The organism is Polaromonas sp. (genome assembly GCF_035638815.1).
GTDB lineage: Bacteria > Pseudomonadota > Gammaproteobacteria > Burkholderiales > Burkholderiaceae_C > Polaromonas.
In genome coordinates, this window is the sequence record NZ_DASQZG010000028.1 from 1 (window position 1) to 15947 (window position 15947).

At 60.0% G+C, this 15947-nt stretch carries 16 protein-coding genes and 1 pseudogene; 11 read left to right on the forward strand and 6 right to left on the reverse strand.

What is annotated here, in order from left to right; translation table 11 throughout:
* A pseudogene (gene gatB / locus VE934_RS16905) lies at positions 1-693 on the forward strand (Asp-tRNA(Asn)/Glu-tRNA(Gln) amidotransferase GatCAB subunit B); the annotation flags it as partial.
* Between the two features lie 90 nt (positions 694-783).
* On the opposite strand, the gene VE934_RS16910 reads toward gatB, so the two are convergent.
* On the reverse strand, positions 784-1461 hold the full coding sequence (locus VE934_RS16910; protein WP_324889679.1) for a DUF4124 domain-containing protein: 678 nt from the start codon (positions 1459-1461) through the stop codon (positions 784-786).
* Between the two features lie 8 nt (positions 1462-1469).
* Positions 1470-2231, reverse strand: a complete 762-nt coding sequence (gene pyrE, locus VE934_RS16915; RefSeq protein WP_324889682.1) for an orotate phosphoribosyltransferase — start codon at positions 2229-2231, stop codon at positions 1470-1472.
* 10 nt (positions 2232-2241) lie between these two features.
* Here pyrE and VE934_RS16920 point away from each other — a divergent pair, with 10 nt between their 5' ends.
* The 7 genes from VE934_RS16920 to VE934_RS16950 all read left to right on the forward strand — a co-directional run bounded on the left by VE934_RS16920 (position 2242) and on the right by VE934_RS16950 (position 8288).
* Positions 2242-3126, forward strand: coding sequence for an exodeoxyribonuclease III (locus VE934_RS16920; RefSeq protein WP_324889684.1), 885 nt, complete (start codon positions 2242-2244; stop codon positions 3124-3126).
* A gap of 27 nt (positions 3127-3153) precedes the next feature.
* Positions 3154-3399 (forward strand): hypothetical protein, encoded by a 246-nt coding sequence (locus tag VE934_RS16925; protein ID WP_324889686.1) that lies wholly within the window; start codon positions 3154-3156, stop codon positions 3397-3399.
* A gap of 94 nt (positions 3400-3493) precedes the next feature.
* On the forward strand, positions 3494-4381 hold the full coding sequence (locus tag VE934_RS16930; RefSeq protein WP_324889688.1) for a phosphate ABC transporter substrate-binding protein: 888 nt from the start codon (positions 3494-3496) through the stop codon (positions 4379-4381).
* Positions 4378-5211 carry a substrate-binding domain-containing protein gene (locus VE934_RS16935; protein ID WP_324889690.1) on the forward strand — a complete coding sequence of 278 codons (834 nt, stop codon included), beginning with the start codon at positions 4378-4380 and terminating at the stop codon, positions 5209-5211. Before VE934_RS16930 ends, VE934_RS16935 begins: the two co-directional genes overlap by 4 nt.
* Positions 5212-5230: 19 nt before the next feature.
* The gene (locus VE934_RS16940) at positions 5231-6577 is read left to right on the forward strand and encodes a TAXI family TRAP transporter solute-binding subunit (protein WP_324889692.1); all 1347 of its coding nucleotides are present in this window, start codon (positions 5231-5233) and stop codon (positions 6575-6577) included.
* Positions 6574-7332, forward strand: a complete 759-nt coding sequence (locus VE934_RS16945; RefSeq protein WP_324889694.1) for a hypothetical protein — start codon at positions 6574-6576, stop codon at positions 7330-7332. The genes VE934_RS16940 and VE934_RS16945 overlap by 4 nt, the downstream gene beginning before the upstream one ends.
* Before the next feature lie 11 nt (positions 7333-7343).
* Positions 7344-8288 carry a hypothetical protein gene (locus tag VE934_RS16950; protein WP_324889696.1) on the forward strand — a complete coding sequence of 315 codons (945 nt, stop codon included), beginning with the start codon at positions 7344-7346 and terminating at the stop codon, positions 8286-8288.
* Positions 8289-8405: 117 nt separating this feature from the next.
* Here VE934_RS16950 and VE934_RS16955 read toward each other — a convergent pair whose 3' ends face one another.
* The 4 genes from VE934_RS16955 to VE934_RS16970 all read right to left on the reverse strand — a co-directional run bounded on the left by VE934_RS16955 (position 8406) and on the right by VE934_RS16970 (position 11947).
* A complete protein-coding gene (locus VE934_RS16955; RefSeq protein ID WP_324889698.1) occupies positions 8406-10031 on the reverse strand; it encodes an MFS transporter in 1626 nt (541 codons plus the stop codon).
* 94 nt (positions 10032-10125) lie between these two features.
* Complete coding sequence (locus VE934_RS16960) at positions 10126-10515, reverse strand: response regulator (protein WP_324889700.1); 390 nt, start codon at positions 10513-10515, stop codon at positions 10126-10128.
* Between the two features lie 140 nt (positions 10516-10655).
* Entirely contained in the window at positions 10656-10994 is a 339-nt protein-coding gene (locus tag VE934_RS16965; RefSeq protein WP_324889702.1) for an Hpt domain-containing protein, read from the reverse strand.
* Between the two features lie 143 nt (positions 10995-11137).
* Entirely contained in the window at positions 11138-11947 is an 810-nt protein-coding gene (locus VE934_RS16970) for a M48 family metallopeptidase (protein ID WP_324889704.1), read from the reverse strand.
* A 58-nt stretch (positions 11948-12005) separates the two neighbouring features.
* Here VE934_RS16970 and VE934_RS16975 point away from each other — a divergent pair, with 58 nt between their 5' ends.
* The 3 genes from VE934_RS16975 to VE934_RS16985 all read left to right on the forward strand — a co-directional run bounded on the left by VE934_RS16975 (position 12006) and on the right by VE934_RS16985 (position 15615).
* Complete coding sequence (locus VE934_RS16975; protein ID WP_324889706.1) at positions 12006-13409, forward strand: AmpG family muropeptide MFS transporter; 1404 nt, start codon at positions 12006-12008, stop codon at positions 13407-13409.
* Positions 13410-13685: 276 nt separating this feature from the next.
* Positions 13686-14396 (forward strand): response regulator transcription factor, encoded by a 711-nt coding sequence (locus tag VE934_RS16980; protein ID WP_324889710.1) that lies wholly within the window; start codon positions 13686-13688, stop codon positions 14394-14396.
* 10 nt (positions 14397-14406) lie between these two features.
* Entirely contained in the window at positions 14407-15615 is a 1209-nt protein-coding gene (locus VE934_RS16985) for an ATP-binding protein (protein ID WP_324889708.1), read from the forward strand.
* The last annotated feature ends 332 nt before the right edge of the window (positions 15616-15947 follow it).

Genomic DNA, 15947 nt, shown 5'->3' on the forward strand with positions numbered 1-15947 from the left:
CGCGCCATGCGCACCAAGGAAGACGCGGCGGACTATCGCTACTTTCCCGATCCGGATTTGCCGCCATTGGTTATTGGGCGGGACTGGGTGGAGAAAACGCGGGCAGAGATGTCGGAATTGCCCCGTGTGATGGCCGAGCGCTTTACGCAGGACTACCACCTGTCGGACTATGACTCAACAACTCTGACCCAGAGCAAAGGGCGTGCGAGATTTTTCGAAGAGGCCCTGGCAGCGGTACGCGTCGGCAATCCTGCAAAAGCGAGTGATGATTTTTATGCGAAGCAGATAGCAAATTGGGTGTTGGGCGAACTAGCCAAAAAACTCAACACTGACGGGCTAGACGAGAACAGGTCATGCGTATCTCCCACTCAGCTGGGGAAAATTCTGTCGGAAGTGATGCTTGGGACTATCTCGAACAGTGCCGCCAAGCAGGTATTAGATGCGCTTTGGACGGGCGATGGCACGGATGTTGAAGCCATCATCGAAGCCAAAGGCCTCAAACAAATGAACGACACGGGCGAGCTCGAAAAAATTATCGATGACGTCCTCGCTGCCAACGCGAAAAACGTGGAAGAGGTGAAGGCTGGCAATGCAAAGGCCATGAACGCGCTGGTGGGCCAGGCCATGAAAGCCACGAAGGGCAAAGCCAATCCTGCGCAGGTGAATGAACTGCTGAAGAAGAAATTGGGTTGAATGCGCCCGATCCGCTATCGCTATCGCTATCGCTATTAAAACAATAGCGCTTGGCGCCCGATTAAAAAGGGCGAGAGCCGCTTTTCATCATTATTTTCCGGCCGGAGCACTCCCAAGGGCCTTCGGCGCCGCCACGGCGCCCGAAAGCGTCCAAAGCTGCCTGAGCTTAACCAGCTCTTCGTCAAAGCGCATAGTGACCCGTCGCTTCTCCATCTCCTGCTCGGCAATAAAGCGTTTCTGCACGGAAAGGCTGCTTTCGTTTTCCTCAAGGCGCCTTTTCAGCGGCGCCGGCGCTTTCGCTGGATCGCTTTTGTAGAACTCAAAGTCCGTGTTGATGGCTTTGCGTTGCTCGCCCAGCTCAGTCGTGCGTTTACTCGCAGCCTTGATGACCTCGTCGATCTGCCCCAGGGCATTCGCGCGCTCTTTGTCGTGCACATCTCGCGCGGGGTAGCGCAACAGCAGGGCACGGTCACGGCGTTTTTCCTCGACCTCTCTCGCTGCAGCCTCGGCGGCCCTTTTGTCTTTTTCTTCCTGAGCAGCTCGCTCCTGCGCGGTCGGCACCGGAGCCACCATGCGTTTGACAGACCCTGAAGGCCTCAATTCTTTTTGCACGCGGTCACTGCACTCGGGCACCGGGCGGTCTGCCGTGATTTTGCGGCCCTTGGCATCAACACAGGAATAGATACCCTGCGCTGCAGCGATCTCGGCGCAACAGGCCAGCCATGTTGCAAAGCCTGTTTGAGTGATCCGCCGGGTGTGCAGCTGCAATGGGAGCCTTAATCAACGCCGTAGCGCTGTCGGTAATCCAGCACACGCTGGAAATTCAACTGAAGGTCTTCTCTGGACATGTGTTCGGTTTTGGAGGTTTTGCCCGCTTCATTTAGATACTGCAACAAATCCGTCAGACGGGCAATCGCGAAAACCTGTAGACCCAGTTCCCTGCTAACGAATTGCACGGCGCTGTGGTTGACGTCCTGCCCGTTTTCGATGGCCTTTTCCTGGCGGTCCAGGGCAATCGCCACCGCATGGGGAATGGCGCCCGCAGCCTTGATGATGGCGATGGACTCGCGGGTGGCGGTGCCCGCCGATATCACGTCGTCCACAATCAGCACCCGACCCTGAACCTTGGCGCCCACCAGCGTGCCGCCTTCTCCGTGGTCCTTGGCTTCCTTGCGGTTGTAGGCAAACGGGAGGTTGCGGCCCAGCCGCGCCAGCTCAATGGCGACAGCCGCCGCCAGCGGAATGCCCTTGTAAGCCGGGCCAAAAATCATGTCGAACTGAAGACCACTTTGCTTTTCCTCCAGCAGCAAACCGCGCGCATAAAATTGCGCCAGCCGGCTCAGCTTGGCACCGTCGTCAAACAAACCTGCATTGAAAAAGTAGGGGCTCATGCGACCAGCCTTGGTCTTGAATTCGCCAAACCGCAGCACACCCGACTCAATGGCAAACTGCACGAATTCCTGAGCCAGCGCCCGGCCCTCTGCGGTTTGGCTGCTGTGTGTTGAGGTCTGGCAAGCCGATCCTGTTGTTAGCGTCATTGGAAATCCCATGTTTAAATTAACCAGCCTGAACCTCAACGGCATTCGCTCCGCAGCTACCAAGGGCATGCAGGAGTGGGTGGCCCAGACCCAACCGGATTGTATTTGTGTGCAGGAGCTCAAGGCGCAGGCCGCTGACATCGCTGGCCGCTTCGAAGAAATCGCCGGGCTCAAAGGCCACTTTCACTTTGCCGAGAAAAAGGGTTACTCCGGCGTCGCGGTGTACAGCCGTCACGAGCCCACAGACGTGATCACCGGCTATGGCTCGACAGAGTTTGACTCCGAGGGCCGTTATGTTGAACTGCGCTTTGACCGCCCGGCCCGAAAGCATGCACCCAAGCTGTCCATCATCAGCTGCTACTTTCCGAGCGGCTCTTCTGGAGAAGAGCGGCAGGCGGCCAAATTCCGCTTTCTGGCTGAGTTTTACCCTTACCTTGCCAAATTGAAAGAGACCCGCGACTTTGTCCTGTGCGGCGACGTGAACATCGCGCACCAGGAGATCGATCTGAAAAACTTCAAGGGCAACAAAAAAAACAGCGGGTTCTTGCCGGAAGAGCGCGCATGGATGACCCGCCTATTGAGCCCGTCCGAAGCCCAGGCAGCTGAAGGCGCGCTGGAAGACCTCACAGACGGTTCGGGCCAACCCACGCAAAACGCCACACGCGGTGGCGGCATGGTTGATGTCTATCGCATGCTTCAGCCCACCACCACCGATGCTGCTTACACCTGGTGGAGTAACCGTGGTCAGGCCTACGCCAAAAACGTCGGCTGGCGCCTGGACTATCACTTGGCTACACCGGCGATGGCGGCCCTCGCGCAAAGCGAAACCATCTACAAGGCGCAGCGCTTTTCAGATCACGCGCCCATTACCGTGGACTACGGCCTGGAATTGTGACCGCTCCACCCCCAGGAAACACCCACCATGACCCAACTTGGCCAGGCTCTTGTTCATGTTCGCGCGGGACGCTGGGACGAGGCCCATCGCCTGGCGCAAGAGGACCACTCAGAGCTGGGTGCCTGGCTGCACGGCATTCTGCACATTCAGCAAGGCGATCTGGAAAACGCCGCGTACTGGTACGGCAAAGCCAGGCGTGATTTCCGCGGCTGCGGTTCTCTGGATGAAGAAGTGGCCCGCTTCGAGGCGGCGTTGGCGCAATCACTGGCCTGAAGCCCTGCGTCAAGGTACCATCCGCCTGTGCCGGGGGAGTTGAGGCATCGGCCGGGTAGTCCACGCCGACCTTGCGCGATCGCAGAAATAAAAAATGAAACTATCCGCATTCCATGACGGTTGGCAACACGCCCGTGCGCTACCGGTGTGGCTCGAGGTCATTTCAGGGACAGCACTCGTGTTTGCCCTACTGCTCACGGCTGCTTCTGCCCGGGCCCAGGTCACTCAGGACCACCGCACGGTGCACATCCGCGGCTCGACAACATTTGGGACCATCGTGCAATCGCTGGCCGAGCAGTACATGCGCACCCACCCTTCCACCACGGTGGTGGTCAGCGGAGGCGGAACGTCCCGCGGATACATCACGCTGCTGGACAATACGGCCGATGTAGCCATGGTCAGCGGCGCACCTTCTGAAGAAACCCTCGATGAGATCACCCGAAGTGGCGTGAAACTGGTCAATGTCCCGTTTCGGCGGGTGGCGATGGCAGCAGCCGTGCACTTCACCAATCCGGTCAACGATCTCAGCACCATCCAGCTGCGCGAGATTTTTACGGGGCGCATCACCAACTGGAATGCGGTCGGCGGGAAAAATGCGCCCATCAATGTCTATATCGGCCCGCCCGGCGATGGCATCACCAACACATGGCACGAAAAAATTCTGGGCGACGCCGATACCTTCACGCCGCGGGCCCGCAACGCCGAGCTGGAGCAAAGGATTGCGGGTGTGAGCGGCGACCCCTTCGGTATTACGTATCTGGCAACCGAATCACTGAAGGACCGAGCCCTGAAAGTCCTGTCGGTTGACAAGGTGATGGCTGGTGCAGACAGCGTGCTCAGCGGTCGCTACACGCTGACCGCTCCGCTGATGTTTGTCACGCGTGAAAAACCGTCACCCGAGGTGCAGAAGTTTCTGCACTTCGTCAACAACCTGTCTTTACCGATATCCAACTCGGTCTTTGCCTTGCCGGTCGCCAAATGAAAAGACGCCATCTTGCCGCCGGCCTTGTGGCAGGCACCGCTGCACTCACTGCTTATCCTGCATGGAAATGGCTGCAGACCCGACGTGCGCCCGCCCGGCACAATGCACTGCTCATCGGCGGCACGTCTGCGATGTATGACCTCAACGTTGCGTTGGGCAAGGAATTTGAAAAACAGTACGGCGTTAAAGTCATAGTCGAGAGGGGCGGGTCATTGCAGGGCCTGCTGGCAGCCAAACGCCATTCCATCGACATCGCCGCCATGGCGCGCGATCTTGAAGGCGCAGAAGCCGAACCACATGCCCACAACCATCTCATTGCAAGGGATGCCATCGCCGTGGTGGTCAGCGCGCGCAATCCGCTACGGCAGCTACGGCATGAGCTGGTGCGCGATATCCTGCACGGCAAGATCGACAACTGGAAGACGCTCGGAGGAGCCGACATCCCCATTGAAGTGCTGATGCGTCCGCGCGACTACCCAACCACCCGTTATGTCAGCGAGGTTGTTCTGGGAGGTGCCGACCTGGCGCTACAGGCGCGGTTCAAAAAAACAAAAGATGAGTTGCTGGCGGCGATTCGCCAGAACCCGTACGCCATAGGCTGTGTTGCCACCGACGACGGCGGCCTGCCGAACGACATTGTTGCCCTGGAAATTGACAACATTCCGATCACGCGTGAAACCATCCTGAGCGGCCGCTATCGGTACAAGCGATCGCTTTACCTCATGACTTACGGTGTGGCGCGTCAGCAAGCGCTCGATTTCATTGCCCTCGCCGAATCGGCTGAGGGTCAGGCCATCGTGCACCGCACCGGATTTATTCCGGTCCGCTAACCCCTCAAGGATCATCGTCTTGACCAACGAAGCACGCGGAATACTGAACGACTGGCTCAAGCGGGTGCAGCGCAATGAACGCCTGCGCAAGACCCTGGCCTTTCTGCTGATCCTGGTGTTGCTGGGCATCGCCGGCCACTATGTCTACGAGGTGTTGCCCAGAACCTATTCGATGAGAATCACGGGCGGCGATATCCTGGGCAACAGGCACTACCTTGCGGGTGCCTTGCGTGACGAGGTCTTGCCCAATGGGGTGAGTCTTGACGTGTTACCCTCTGAAGGATCGCAAGAAGCGCTGGCCGAGGTGTCCGAAGGCAAGCTGGACTTCGCGCTGATACAGGGCGGTCTGGAACTGCCCTATCCGAACGTGAGCCACGTTGCCAACCTTGCCCCCGAACTGCTGCACTTCCTGGTGCGCCCTGACATCAAGGACATAGCAGGCATGCGGGGCATGCGCATCAACCTGGGCAGCAAAAAGGGTGGCACGCGGGTCATCGCCAAACAACTGCTGGCATTTTCAGGCATGCACGATGGTGTCGACTATGTTGAAACCAACCTGAGCACCGAGGATTTGCTGGCACTGCGCAAGGACCGCATGCCGGACGTTATTGTCATCACATCGTTTGCGCCGTCCAACATCGCGGACTACATCGTCAGGCAACACGGCTACAGCCTGCTGGAGATTCCATTCCCCAGTGCGTTGGCCCTGCGGCAGGGCTGGGTAGCGGACACCAAAGTAATGGCCTACATGTACAGCGTTCAGCCTCCCGTGCCTCCGCGTGACGTCAAAACAGTGGGCGTCAATCTGCAGCTCGTCGCCAACTCCAACCTGGACCCGCGTGCGGTATTCAAAGTGCTGGAAGGCGTCTACAGCCCGGGCCTTCAGATGCGGCTGAAGATGAAATTTGACGAAGACAACATCCTCGAATCCTCCAACTATCCCCTGTCCAGCGGCACCCGCTTGTTCATGGACCGCAAGAATCCCTTTCTTTCCCAGGCGACCCTTAAAAAGATCGAATCGCTTTTCGGCCTGATTCTTTCTGTGGCGTCGACGCTGATCGTGGTGTTCAAATGGTTCAAGGGCGCCCCCCCTGAGGAAGCCAAGCCTGAAACGGACGATGCGTTTTTCGTCGGTTTGGCGGAACGTGCGCTTGCGGTAGACAGCAGCATCGACGCATCACCCGACGGACTGCTTTCGCATGAACAGAAAGATGCGCTGCAAAGAGAGCTGTCGGACATCAAGGCGACTGCCATGCGGCGCCTGTCGGCCAACGGGCCGCTGGCCAATGCCAACCTGGTACCGCAGCTTTTTGCCACCATTGCCGACTCACGGGCCCGGCTTGAATTTATGAGGGGAAAAACATGAAATCCAGTCTGCACCGTCGCGCCCGCCCTGCGGGTTTTGCTCTCATGTGGATCATCGCGCTGGCCATGTCCGGCTGCGCAACCGTCGCGCCACGGGACAGCTCCACAACTGCCCTTTATGAAGCTGCCATTGCAGACGCAGCCGTGGCGAGTCCCCGCAAAGTAAGTCCCCTCATGCCCCTGCCAGCGGGTGACAAGGTCCGGGTGGTGTCCTGGGTGACTGAAAATCGCATGCCCTGCAAACCACCAGAGTCAGCTTGCCCAACCACCACACCCCCGGCCCCCATCTGGGTCACGCTGGCCGGTGAAGTGCGTGCCCGCTGCAGCGCCTGGGGATTGCGTGGCAATGCCCTGCGCCAGCGTCTGGAACAACTGCTGGGGCTGCCTCTGGACCCTCCGCCTCAATTTCGCAAGGCGCGATTCGTCACCATGGAGGTCGCTCGCGAACGTCTCGACAGGCCCTGTCTGGGCATTGATGAAACCAACCCGCAAAGCCCCGTCTGTACTGTTGGCATCCAGGCCAACAGCGCGCCGGATGTGCGCGACTATGTTCTCAGGCAAATGGCGGACTCGTTTGTGGTGGGCGGCCCGGCAGGACCTGGCTATCCCTTCACCCGGCTGGGTTACACCTACGACTGGAACCCGGTCAACGCCAGGCCTAATCACTACGGTGCTTCTGAATTCCTGGTCCAGGCCAACACCCCGGCAACCGTTATCGCGCAACAGGATACTGACGACTACTGCGCTGCGCCCTGAACCTCATCAAGGTGTCCCTGCTCACCCGCTTTCTGGATGACACGACCCGCGCGGAGCTGTCACAGCGGGTGACACCCAACGGTTTCCGGCTTGAGGACGTGACTCGCGCGGGCACGCGCCATCCGGACAGCTTGATCGGCGTCTACGCGCCTGACCCACAGAGCTACGCGGTTTTCTGTGAGCTGTTTGACCCCATCCTCCAGCACTTTAAGCCGCCCTGCCACGCGGACCGCGATGACCGACCTCGTCTGAACCCGAGAGCGGTCGTATCCACCAGAATCCGGGTGGCACGAAATCTTGTCGGGCATGTGTTTCCGGCCGGCATGACGAGGATGGAGCGACTCAGTGTGGAGGCAAAGATCACTCGCGCATGCGGTGCGCTGGTGCCTGAATTTGGCGGGTGGATCAGGCGACTGGGCGAGCTACCAGGCCCGAAGTTGGTCTCCATGGTTTCAAGAGGCCTGGCGTTCGGGCCTGATGACCCATACATGGCCTCAGCCAATATTCATGCAGACTGGCCGATTGGCCGCAGCGTCTTCAACACGTGCACAAAACAAGTCTCGGTGTGGATCAATGAAGAAGACCATCTGCGCGTTGCAGTGATTCTGCCCGGCGCATCAATTGCTGCATGCTCCCAGGCAATGAATGCCGTCATGACGCACCTGGCAAACCATCTCGAATTCTGCAGGGACGCCGAGCGCGGCTATTTGACCAGCTGCCCCAGCAATGCAGGGTCCGCCATGCGGGTGAGTTACAGAATCGACCTCAATCTCGACCCGTCGCAGGAAGCCATTCTGGAAGAGCTGGAAACCACGGGTCGTCTTCAAATCCGCGGCGCGGCTGGAGAGCACGCACCGCGCGGCCGACTGATCGACGTCAGCTTGCGCAAGCGGGTCGGCATATCGGAGGCACACTTGCTGCAACACATGGAAGACTTGCTGGTACCGACCCTTTAAACGCTATCAACTTCATAGCGCATTCCGCGCGAGTCATATGGACAGGAAGGCGATTTCTCTACGAATCGATGATGCAGCGCATCAAGGCGGTGACGCGCATCGGGCCTGGCAGGCCATTCAGCCCTCCACCACGCAACGCGTGATCACCGGTGGCGACTCCCCCAGATGAAAAGCCAGCTTGCGGTCACGCAGCGCCACATCGACGGCGGTGACGCGGTCAAACCGGCGAAGGTGTTCAGTCCATGACTCGTCGGTGATGAGCTCGATGTACCTGCCGGGCTCCGTGATGTCCCGCAGCAGTTCCCAGGCCAGCGCACCCTGCCGCAAGCGGCTGCGACGGCTCTCCTGCATCAGCGCCCGAAACTCGTCTGCGCGGGCCGGGTCAATGCGGTACTCAATCGTGATGCGAACGTGCCCGCTCAAAGGCGGCGCCTCGGCGCTTGGCGCCTTGAACACGCGCGATGGGGTCAGGTCCTCTTCAATACTGCGATCACGCAGCAGCAGCTGGGTGATCATGATCGCCACCATCCCGGTCATGGCAGCTATCAGCATGCTGGTCGGCACGCTGCTGAGCGTGGCAACCTGGCCCCAGACAGCGGCGCCCAATGCGCTGGCGCCCATGATCGCCATTTGGACAATCGACATGCCGCGCGCCCGAACCCAGTCGGGCAAGGCCAGCTGCGCCGACACGCTAAGCGTGTTGGCCGTGGTGATCCACGCCGCACCGGCCAGCATCATGGCCAATGCAGCCACGTAGACATTGGGAATCAGCGCAACGACGGCTGTGGCCAGGGACTGCAGCAGCATGCCACCCAACACCAGCGAGTCCCGTGAAAAGGCGCGGCGCAACTGCGGAAGGCACAACGCGACAACGATCGCGCCTACGCCCATGGACGCCAGCAACAGCGTGAATGTTCCCGCGCCGCCCTGCAATTCCCTCGCCACAAGGGGCAGCAAGGCGAGCAAGGCGGTAGAGTGGAAAAAAAACAGGGCCACACGAAGCAGCACCGCACGCAGTCGGGCGGACTGGCGTACATACTGCACGCCAACTCGCATGGCGCTCACCAGCCGCTCGCGGCCTAGCGGGCTTGGCACATGCTCGCGGTGCCAGCGCATGATCACAAAGCCGGACGCAAGTGACAGCACGGCATTCAGGACAAACACATAGGTGCTGCCTGCGCCGGCAATCAGGGCGCCAGCCACCAGCGGGCCAATGATGCGCGACGCATTCATGGCAACACCATTGAGTGCAAGCGCGGCGGGCAACTGCGGTCTGGGCACCAGCTCTGGCACGGTCGCAGCGAACACCGGCCAGCGCATCGCCAGGCCCACACCATTGGCAAAAGTCAGGGCCAGCAACAGAGGCGCGGTCATGACGCCCGCAAAGGTGGCCACACACAGCAACACGGCCACGGCGGCCAGCCAGAACTGGGTGATGATCAGATAACGCCTGCGATCCAGAATATCGGCGAGCGCGCCGCTGGGCAGGCCAAGCAAAAACACCGGCAAGGTTGAGGCGGACTGAACCAGGGCCACCATCACGGGGGAGGTGGTGAGTGAGGTCATCAGCCATGCGGATGCCACGTCGTTCATCCACATGCAGATATTTGCTGCCAGCCAGGTGCTCCACAACAAACGGAACGAAGGCGAGTGCAAGGGAGCCCACGCGGAGAGTGAACCCGGGTCGGTTGAGGCAGTCGTCGCGGAGGAGTCTGGCAAGTGCGGGGGACCGGGATCAGGCATAAGCGGCCCCTATTGTCCGTAATGCTGCGCGAGCTTCAAGTGGTGTGGCGCAATGTCCGGGTAAAGAGGTGCGGAAACCAGCACGTGCGCCTCATTAGGCGCCCTTTTCGGCCCAAATGCGCTGGATCTGCGCCGAGAGCTCCATCGGATCAAACGGCTTGTGAATCACATCAATGGCACCCAGTTCGCGGTACTGGGCAATTTCAGTGGCCTGCACCTTGGCGGTCATGAAGATCACCGGGGTATTTGCCGTGGCTGGCATGTCGCGCAAGGCCTTCAGGGTACTGGGTCCATCCATGCCCGGCATCATGACGTCGAGCAACAGCAAATCGGCGTTCGCATTGGGAGCGGCGGCAAGCGCCTCGCTGCCCGATGCGCAGGCCACAACCACAAAACCGCCTACAGCCTCCAGGGCCATCTGCGCAACCGCACGAATATCAGGCTCGTCTTCAACGTAGAGGATTCGGGCAAGTGGTTTTGTCATTCGTGGTCCTTGTGATCAATCCGGTAATGTCAAGGCGCGCTGCGAATGAATCGCCAGCGGCTTGGGTGCAAAGTATGAAGTGGAAACCGCCGCGCCGCAACCTGAACGGCACCAGATTTGAGGAAGCAATGCAGTTTCCTTCATGCGGCAGGGAGGCTGACCTGCAGCGTGTCGATTGCCTGGGCAATCTCCGAGCGCTGGGTTAGCGTGAGATCAGCCCCTGCTTCAAGCGCGTGTTCGACCAGCAATTCCAGGGCCTTGGCGGCCGTACCCACATCGCGAAAGCCCAGAGTGCCAGCGGTGCCCGCCAGTGTGTGGGCCATCCGCTCAAGATCCTTCATCGGCTTGACCACATCAGCGTGTTCATTGACCTCGTGCCAGAGCGCGCGGATCTCTGCCATCTTTCCCGGCAAGCCGCTTTTATATTCGGCACGCTGGTCAGCGAGGAATTTCTGGAATTCTTCCTGCGGCGAACTCATGGGGCGCACCCTGGCCCTGCGATACCCGCAAGGGGAAAAGGTCTCCGAACGTCCGCAGGCTTCATCATGGTTTGAATTGATTAAACCATGTCGCGCCGAAGTTTTGCAATGATGGACATCACTCGCCGCGACGCCTCAAGCCCTCAGCTCTTGCGGGCCCGTTCGTATAAGGGAAGGACTCGTGGCAAGTTGCGCTCCATATCGGCAATGCGGGTGGCGCCAGCAGGGTGGGTGCTCAACCACTGCGGCGGCGCGCCTTTATTGGCCGCGCCCATTTTTTGCCAGAGGGTGATGCCGGCACGTGGATCAAAACCGGCTCTTGCGCCCAGCTCCATACCTACCAGATCAGCTTCGGATTCGTCTTCACGGCCGAAACGTAAATTAATCAGGTCCACACCGATGCTGGCAACTGTTTGGCCCAGATCACCGAGGCCGAACAGCTGCGACAGCACACTGGCGCCCATGCTGGTGGCCGCCGACTTGCCCATGCGCTCGCGTGCGTGCTCACGCAGCGCGTGTGCCATTTCGTGACCCATGATCATCGCAACTTCGTCGTCGCTGAGCTTGAGCTGTTCAATGATGCCGGTGTAGAAAGCGATCTTTCCACCAGGCATACAAAAGGCATTGATCTGCTGGCTGCCAATCAGGTTGACCTCCCACTGCCAGCCTTTGGCGCGCGGATTCCACGCGATCGCGTGGGGAATGACCCGCTGGGCAATGCGGCGCAGCCGCTGCAACTGGGGGTGACCAGCGGGTGCCAGCGCATTTTTGCTGGCGGCCTCCTGCATCATCTTGGCGTACTGCTGCTGGGAAGCCTGCTCAATTTGTTCAGCCGGAACCAGCTTGGTGAAGCCGGAGTTTTTACCAACCTCCACCCCCTCGCGCTGCGCCATGGCCGGGGCCGCGCCCAGCAACAAAACCAACGTCAGGGCAAGACTCGATGCTAATTTCATGGGCCATCTCCAAAGTAGAGGCGTATTTCAAAAATTGGGGCGGGCGTATTATTCCCGCATGAGCGAGACCATACCCGACCAGCCTTCAGACTCGCGTAAGCCGCCGCCGCATTCCGGGGTCAACCTTTCAGCCAACGCGCCAGCCCCGTCCCCAGCCGACAGACCCGGGTGGGCTCAGACACTCCGGGTTTATCTGGAGGCGCCAACCCTGCGCATGTTGCTGCTGGGTTTTTCAGCAGGGTTGCCACTGTTGCTGGTGTTTGGCACCCTGAGCTTTTGGCTGCGCGAGGCGGGTGTTGACCGCACAACCATCGGCTTTCTGAGTTGGGTGGGGCTGGCCTACGGATTCAAATGGGTGTGGGCACCGCTGGTGGACCGCCTGCCCATCCCCATACTCACGCGTCTTCTGGGACGGCGGCGCAGCTGGCTGTTGCTGTCGCAGACCGTGATCATGGCGTCCCTGGTCGGCATGGCACTGACCGATCCCAAGCAATCCTTGATGCCTGTGGTGTGGTGCGCCCTGGCCGTGGCTTTTGCATCGGCCACGCAGGACATTGCGCTGGACGCCTTTCGCATCGAGTCGGCCGACACACCGCGCCAGGCGGCTCTGGCGGCGGCTTACCAAACTGGTTATCGCATCGCCATGATCTGGGCGGGTGCGGGGGTGCTGTGGATTGCGGCCCGCGCTGAAGTCCCCAACGCCGGTGCGTATCAGCACGGCGCGTGGCAGACGGCTTATCTGGCAATGGCTGCTTCCATGCTCGTGGGCATGCTGACGGTGCTGTTTTCGCCAGAGCCCGCTGCGCGCGTACTTGCCCCGGCACGCAACGCTGCCGAATGGCTTAGAACCGCCCTGGTCGACCCCTTTGCAGATTTTCTGCGCCGTTACGGCAAACAGGCGGCACTGATTCTCGGCCTGATTGCCGTCTATCGCATCAGCGATGTGGTGATGGGCATCATGGCCAACCCCTTCTACGTCGACATGGGATACACCAAGGATGAAGTGGCAGCTGTCACCAAAATCTATGGCGTGATCATGACGTTGGTAGGCGCATTTCTGGGTGGCGTACTGGCCATGCGTTTCGGTGTGATGCGGGTGTTGATGCTAGGCGCCGTACTGAGTGCCGCCACCAATCTGCTGTTTGCCTGGCTGGGCTCACGCGGTCACGACGTGCAGGCGCTGATCTTCGTGGTCTCGGCCGACAACCTGTCCAGCGGCATTGCATCGGCTGCATTTATTGCCTATTTGTCGAGCCTGACCAACATCAATTATTCAGCCACGCAGTACGCGCTGTTCAGCTCCATGATGCTGCTCCTGCCGAAGTTTCTGGCCGGCTACTCCGGCGTGTATGTTGACGCCTACGGCTACAGCAACTTCTTCACAGCGACGGCTTTCCTCGGCGTGCCCGTCCTGTTGCTTGTCTGGCTGGCCTCTCGAATGAAATCGCCACCCCGCCCTTGATCAACGGGAGTAGCTTGCTATCAATACAGTAGCGCCCGGTTGCGCGCGACGGTTTACCTATCTTTACAGCGCCTTCAACACGACTTGTTGGCCCCTGCGCACCATGGAGGACATTGACTTTCAAAAGGATCCCCCATGAGTGAGAACCGCGAGAACAAGTTGGCCGCCGCCGGCTCAAGCCCGTTTTTGGGCGACAACGTCCTCACCGGTGAGGCAGGTCCCGCTGCGAGTGGCTACACTGAACAGAACTCTCCCACCCGCTCAGCGAGCCAAGCCATGACCCAGCAACTTTTGATGATCGAGGATGACACCCGTCTTGCGACCATGGTGGGCGAATATTTGCGTCAGTCGGGTTATGGTTTTACCCACGCTGCTGACGGCACGAAGGGGCTGGAGGCGCTGGAAGCGCGCAAACCCGACTTGGTGATTCTGGACTTGATGCTGCCCGACATGGACGGCCTTGAAGTCTGTCGGCGCATCAAGGCAATGGGCGGAGACTCGGCCCGCACAGCAGTGCTGATGTTGACCGCCAAAGGTGACCCGATGGACCGTATTGTTGGTCTGGAAATTGGCGCCGACGACTACCTGCCGAAACCTTTTGAACCCCGTGAACTGCTGGCCCGCATCCGCGCGGTATTGCGTCGCGGTGCAGAGCTTGGCCAGGCCGCGGGAAGCCACAAGACCATGCGCTTCGGCTCTCTGGACATTGATCGTGACGCACGCGCGGTGTCGGTATCGGGCCGCGTTTGTGATTTGACGTCCTATCAGTTTGATTTGCTGGTGGCCATGGCCGAGCGTGCCGGGCGGGTGCTCACGCGCGACCAGATCATGGAAGCCGTGCGCGGCCGTGAACTGGAGGCATTTGACCGGTCCATCGATGTACACATGGGCCGCATCCGCAACGCCATCGAGCTTGACGCCAAAGACCCCAAGCGCATTCTGACCGTGCGTGGCGTTGGCTACGTGTTTGCCAAACAACAGGACTGATCGTTTCGAAATGTGGCGCCGCATTGCCTCGCATTTGTATGTGCGCATCTGGCTTGCGGTGGTGGCCACCGTCATCGTGCTGACTTTTCTGGTGGGTGCGGCCTGGCGTCTTACCGCCGACTCACCCCTGTTGCCGATACGTGAAGTCCTGATCCTTAACGATGGCGGCGAGATCATTGGCACCACGCAAACCCGCCCTGATCGCAAACCCCGCGACGGTCTGGAGTTCAGCGTGATGACCAAATCCGGCGAGACACTGCATCTGGTGCTGCCACGCCCGCAGCGCCCGCCCGGCAACCCCTGGAATCGCCTTCCCTTTGGTTTTGGCTGGATGCTGGTGCTGGTTGGTCTGGCGGTGGCTGTCGGGGCCTACCCCATCATGCGGCGCCTCACGCTGCGCCTGGAGGCCCTGCAACGCGGGGTTGAGCGCTGGGGTGCGGGAGACCTCTCGGCCCGGGTCAACGCTGAGGGGCGTGATGAAGTCGCTTTTTTGGCAGAACGCTTCAACCACGCCGCGGAGCGGATTGAAACGCTGATGGATTCCCATAAGTCCTTGCTCGCGAATGCCTCTCACGAACTGCGCTCGCCTCTCGCCCGCATACGCATGGGCCTTGAACTCATGGGCACGGACGCCTCCACGCCGCAGCGCATTGAGATTTCGCGGAGCATCAATGAGCTTGATCAGCTGATCGACGAGATCCTTTTGGCCAGTCGGCTCGACGCGCGGCAGGCGGATGCTGAGCCGTTTGAAACGCTGGACCTCACGGGGCTTGCCGCCGAGGAGTGTGCGCGCCTTAACGTGGAACTGAATGCCGAACTGCCGGACGACCCGGGTGCTGCCGCACCAAACCGAACCGTCAACATGCAGGGATCGGCCCGCCTGCTACGCCGCCTGATCCGCAACCTGCTGGAAAACGCGCGCCGCTACAGCACCGGTGAAGTTACCCTGGAGCTGGAGCAAACCGGGACGGGTGCGCAGCGTCAGGCCGTGATACGTGTCAACGATCGCGGGCCGGGCGTCCCGCCCGATCAGCGCGAAAGAATTTTTGAACCCTTCTATCGCCTGCCCGGCGCCAGCGAGCGTGAGGGGGGCGTTGGCCTTGGTCTGGCGCTGGTCAAATCCATCACCGTGCGCCACGGCGGCACCGTGCGCTGCGAAGACCGGCCCGGCGGAGGGGCATCGTTTGTGGTGCGGCTGCCAGTTGGGGCCGCCTCCTGAAGTTTTCCTGCATTAAGCGCCTCTTCAACTTCGATTTTCCTCCTCCAATTGGAGGATGCGCGCACAGGCGCAATCAGCCACAGTCTCGGTGTTGCTGTGACAACACCGGAAGAGGCGAAAGGCAAGTCAACCTCAGATTGAGCTGCCTTCAGGGGATATAAAACATAACAAGCAAAAATAACAAGCGTTAGACAAGGCCACCGCGAGGTGGTCTTTTTTTTGCCCGTAGCCTGCTCCCATTGCAGCGGCTACCATCATCAGCAAAGCAACCAACCCAGGAGTTCACCGTGACCACGCCTCATTCGGCTTCGCCCGTAAACCAGGGATTTTCT

Bases quoted from the DNA above. Each gene is read 5' to 3' on its own strand.
- VE934_RS16925 (WP_324889686.1), top strand. From the start codon at position 3,154: ATGACCCAACTTGGCCAGGCTCTTGTTCATGTTCGCGCGGGACGCTGG.
- VE934_RS16945 (WP_324889694.1), top strand. From the start codon at position 6,574: ATGAAATCCAGTCTGCACCGTCGCGCCCGCCCTGCGGGTTTTGCTCTC.
- VE934_RS16930 (WP_324889688.1), top strand. From the start codon at position 3,494: ATGAAACTATCCGCATTCCATGACGGTTGGCAACACGCCCGTGCGCTA.
- VE934_RS16975 (WP_324889706.1), top strand. From the start codon at position 12,006: ATGAGCGAGACCATACCCGACCAGCCTTCAGACTCGCGTAAGCCGCCG.
- pyrE (WP_324889682.1), bottom strand. From the start codon at position 2,231: ATGACGCTAACAACAGGATCGGCTTGCCAGACCTCAACACACAGCAGC.
- VE934_RS16965 (WP_324889702.1), bottom strand. From the start codon at position 10,994: ATGAGTTCGCCGCAGGAAGAATTCCAGAAATTCCTCGCTGACCAGCGT.
- VE934_RS16985 (WP_324889708.1), top strand. From the start codon at position 14,407: ATGTGGCGCCGCATTGCCTCGCATTTGTATGTGCGCATCTGGCTTGCG.
- VE934_RS16935 (WP_324889690.1), top strand. From the start codon at position 4,378: ATGAAAAGACGCCATCTTGCCGCCGGCCTTGTGGCAGGCACCGCTGCA.
- VE934_RS16980 (WP_324889710.1), top strand. From the start codon at position 13,686: ATGACCCAGCAACTTTTGATGATCGAGGATGACACCCGTCTTGCGACC.
- VE934_RS16955 (WP_324889698.1), bottom strand. From the start codon at position 10,031: ATGCCTGATCCCGGTCCCCCGCACTTGCCAGACTCCTCCGCGACGACT.
- VE934_RS16960 (WP_324889700.1), bottom strand. From the start codon at position 10,515: ATGACAAAACCACTTGCCCGAATCCTCTACGTTGAAGACGAGCCTGAT.
- VE934_RS16920 (WP_324889684.1), top strand. From the start codon at position 2,242: ATGTTTAAATTAACCAGCCTGAACCTCAACGGCATTCGCTCCGCAGCT.
- VE934_RS16970 (WP_324889704.1), bottom strand. From the start codon at position 11,947: ATGAAATTAGCATCGAGTCTTGCCCTGACGTTGGTTTTGTTGCTGGGC.